This window comes from Streptomyces sp. NPDC059456, from assembly GCF_042750055.1.
In the GTDB taxonomy this organism is placed as follows: Bacteria; Actinomycetota; Actinomycetes; order Streptomycetales; family Streptomycetaceae; genus Streptomyces.
This window is the reverse complement of the sequence record NZ_JBHYVA010000628.1, coordinates 1-3,842: the sequence shown is the minus strand read 5'-3', so window position 1 is coordinate 3,842 and position 3,842 is coordinate 1. Positions and strand designations below refer to the sequence as shown.

2 protein-coding genes and 1 tRNA gene are annotated in these 3,842 nt (G+C 70.1%); 2 read left to right on the top strand and 1 reads right to left on the bottom strand.

Features of this window, described 5'->3' with window-relative positions; all coding sequences use genetic code 11:
- Nucleotides 1-160: 160 nt before the first annotated feature.
- Nucleotides 161-240 (bottom strand) — tRNA-Leu (locus tag ACFXA3_RS35080).
- A 462-nt stretch (nt 241-702) separates the two neighbouring features.
- Between ACFXA3_RS35080 and ACFXA3_RS35075 the strand changes: the two genes are divergently transcribed.
- The gene (locus tag ACFXA3_RS35075) at nt 703-1,467 is read left to right on the top strand and encodes an ABC transporter ATP-binding protein (RefSeq protein WP_385193824.1); all 765 of its coding nucleotides are present in this window, start codon (nt 703-705) and stop codon (nt 1,465-1,467) included.
- 56 nt (nt 1,468-1,523) lie between these two features.
- A partial coding sequence (locus ACFXA3_RS35070) for an ABC transporter permease (protein ID WP_385193819.1) occupies nt 1,524-3,842 on the top strand: 2,319 nt, incomplete at its 3' end.

Sequence of the window (3,842 nt, the reverse complement as noted above, 5' to 3'; positions counted from 1 at the left end):
GGGCCCTGTGTATTGGCGCCCGCGGCGGGGGCGGCCCGCGGGCGCCCGGCACCACAACAGACTCTACGGCGGGGGGGGCGGCCCCACCGGGGGGGGGGGGGGCGCCGCCGGCCCCCCCCCCGCCGTTCGTGTGTCGCGCGGTGTGGACAGAGCGTTGTCGTGCCCGGAGCCGGACTCGAACCGGCACGGCCTAAGCCAGCGAGGTTTAAGCTCGCCGTGTCTGCATTCCACCATCCGGGCAGGGCGTAGCGGCTCCCGTACATAAGCACTGAACGCTGCGCCCGAGCCTATCCGGATCATCCAGGCCATCAGTGGGCCGTCTATCCGATGTTGTCTGATTTTATTGGCGCTTGAGGGGCCGTCAGGCCCGAGAACGCACGGTGGGCCCGTTACGGGCGGCGATCACCCCCGATGCGGGATTGACGGGAATTCGACGGGTCGCGCCACCCCGCCCGCCACCCTCACGCCACCCCGGGCCACCCCCCTGCCGTCCGGTCCGCCGCCGGGGCGTCCCCGACTGCCGCCCGGCCGGCCGTCATACCAGAGGAGGAGGCGGGCCGCCCCGCGGTCAGACTCCAGTGGGCCTGGGAACGGGCACCGCGGCTGATCCCCGGCCGGGCGGGCGCGGCGAGGATGGAAAGGTCCCGCCGATCCGCAGACCGCACGAGGTCCGCAGCCCGAGGAGTCGCTCCCGTGACCACCATGAACTACGCCCCGCACACCACCCAGGCCGTGGCCGCCCGGGCCACCGGCCTCTCCAAGGTGTACGGCCAGGGCGAGACCCAGGTGGTCGCCCTGGACAACGTCTCCGTGGACTTCGGCCAGGGCCAGTTCACCGCGATCATGGGCCCCTCGGGCTCCGGCAAGTCCACCCTGATGCACTGCGTGGCCGGCCTGGACACCTTCTCCGCGGGCTCCGTCCGCATCGGCGAGACCGAGCTCGGCAGCCTCAAGGACAAGCAGCTGACCCAGCTGCGCCGCGACAAGATCGGCTTCATCTTCCAGGCGTTCAACCTGCTGCCGACCCTCACGGCGCTGGAGAACATCACCCTGCCGATGGACATCGCGGGCCGCAAGCCCGACCGGCAGTGGCTGGACGCCGTGGTCGACATGGTCGGGCTCTCCGGCCGCCTCTCCCACCGCCCCACCCAGCTCTCCGGCGGCCAGCAGCAGCGCGTGGCCGTGGCCCGCGCCCTGGCCTCCCGCCCCGAGATCATCTTCGGTGACGAGCCGACCGGAAACCTGGACTCCCGCTCCGGCGCCGAGGTCCTCGGCTTCCTGCGCAACTCCGTGCGCGAGCTCGGCCAGACCGTCGTCATGGTCACCCACGACCCGGTGGCCGCCTCCTATGCGGACCGCGTCATCTTCCTCGCCGACGGCCGCATCGTCGACGAGATGCTCAGCCCCACCGCCGACGGGGTGCTCGACCGCATGAAGGCCTTCGACGCCAAGGGCCGCACCAGCTGAGGGACCGACCCTCCCCCGGCCCCGCTGACCCCCTCGACATCCTGGACTCCTCCACCATGTTCCGTACCGCCCTGCGCAACGTCCTCGCGCACAAGGCCCGGCTGCTGATGACGGTGCTCGCCGTCACCCTCGGCGTCGCCTTCGTCTCCGGCACCCTCGTCTTCACCGACACCCTCGGCAAGGCCCTCTCCGGCCAGTCCGCCAAGAGCTACGACCACGTCGCCGTCTCCGTGACCTCGTACGGCCAGAGCCGGGGCGACGACGGGCAGAAGGAGGGCGAGCCCGGCATCAGCCAGCAGACCCTCGACAAGGTCAAGGCCGTCCAGGGCGTCGACACCGTCTCCGGCCGGATCTCCGGCTTCGCCGGCGTCGGTGACGCCAACGGCAAGCTGATCGGCACCGGCTGGGCCAACCGCGGCTCCAACTACGCCCCCGCGGCCGACGGCAAGGACCCCGCCTACCGCTTCACCGACGGCAACGGGCCCGCCGGCGCCGAGCAGATCGCGCTCGACAAGGAGACCGCGAACAAGGGCGGGTACAAGGTCGGCGACAAGGTCCGCGTTGCCAGCAACGGCCCGGTGAAGGAGTACACCCTCGCCGGTGTCTTCACCACCGACGACGGCCAGGTCAACGCGGGCGGCAGCCTCGTCCTCTTCGACACCGCCACCACCCAGAAGTTGTACCTCAAGCCCGGCTACTACCAGGAGCTCTCCGTCTCCGCCAAGGCCGGCGCCTCCGCCGACCAGTTGCTGACCGACATCAAGCCGCTGCTCGGCGGCGACAAGCACACCAAGGCCCAGACCGGCGCCGAACTCGCCAAGGAGCAGGCCGACTCCATCAAGAAGCAGATGAGCGGCATGAGCACCATGCTGCTCGTCTTCGCCGGCATCGCGCTCTTCGTCGGCATCTTCCTGATCTACAACACCTTCACCATGCTCGTCGCCCAGCGGACCAAGGAGCTGGCCCTGCTGCGCGCGGTCGGCGCCAAGCGCGGCCAGGTCATGCGGTCGGTCATGAGCGAGGCCCTGGTCGTCGGCGCGATCTCCTCCGCCATCGGCCTGGCCTGCGGCATCGGCCTCGCGGTCGGCATGCGCTCGCTGATGGACTCGATGGACGCCAAGATCCCGGCGGGCGACCTGGTCGTCGCCCCGTCGACGGTCGTCGCCGCCGTCGTCATCGGCGTGCTGGTCACGGTGGTCGCCGCGGTGTTCCCCGCCTGGCGCACCGGCCGGATCCCCCCGGTCGCCGCCATGGGCAGCGCCCATCTGCCGGCCAGCTCGAAGTCCCTGCTCCTGCGCAACGTCTTCGGCTCCGTCCTCGAACTGCTCGGCCTCGTCATGGCCCTGGGCGGGGTGTCGGTGGGCGGCGAGAACGGCCGCTACCTCATCGGCGGCGGCGCGTTCTTCCTCCTCATCGGCCTGATCGTGCTGCTCCCGCTGCTGTCCCGGCCGCTCATCGCCGCCGTCCGGCCGCTGCTGGAGAAGGTCTTCGGAGTCCCGGGCAAGCTCGCCGCGCAGAACGCCGTGCGCAACCCGCGCCGCACCGCCGTCACCGCCGCCTCCCTCACCATCGGCCTCACCCTCGTCACCACCCTGTCCGTGCTCGGCATCACCATGGGCAAGGCCGTGGACCGGATGAGCACCGACAAGATCAAGGCCGACTACAAGGTCTCCATGGCCATGGGCGGCGGCAGCCTCGACAAGAGCGTCGCCGAGACCCTCTCCAAGGCCAAGGGCATCAAGGCGGTCTCCCCCCAGTCGGCGTTCTCGCTGAAGATCGGCGACGAGTTCCGGGCCGCCTCGGGCGTGAACCCGGCCGCCATCGGCGAGATGCTCAACGTCGAGGTCGTCAGCGGCTCGCTGAACAGCCTCGGCAAGGGCGAGGTCGCCGTCGCGGAGAAGACCGCGACGAGCCGGAAGCTGTCCGTCGGCTCGACCCTCCAGGTCGTGTACGAGGACGGCCAGAAGGGCTCCCTGAAGGTCGGCGCGGTCTACAAGGACCTGGAGGGCCTGCTCTCCCCGTACGTCATCGACGACAAGATCCTCTCCGCGCACTCCGAGGAGCCGTACATCCCCGAGGTGTACGTCAACGTCACCGGAGGCGAGTCGAAGGCCGGCGAGAAGGCCGTCCTCGACGCCCTCGGCAACAACCCGGCGCTGTCCATCGCGACCCAGCAGGACATGCGCAACGAGATGGGCGGCATGATCAACACCGCCCTGAACATCATGTACGGCCTGCTCGGCATGGCGCTGATCATCTCGGTGCTGGGCGTGGTCAACACCCTGGCGATGTCCGTGTTCGAGCGGACCCAGGTGATCGGCATTCTTCGGGCGAACGGCCGCCAACCGATCCGGGGAAAAAACAATTTACCCCAG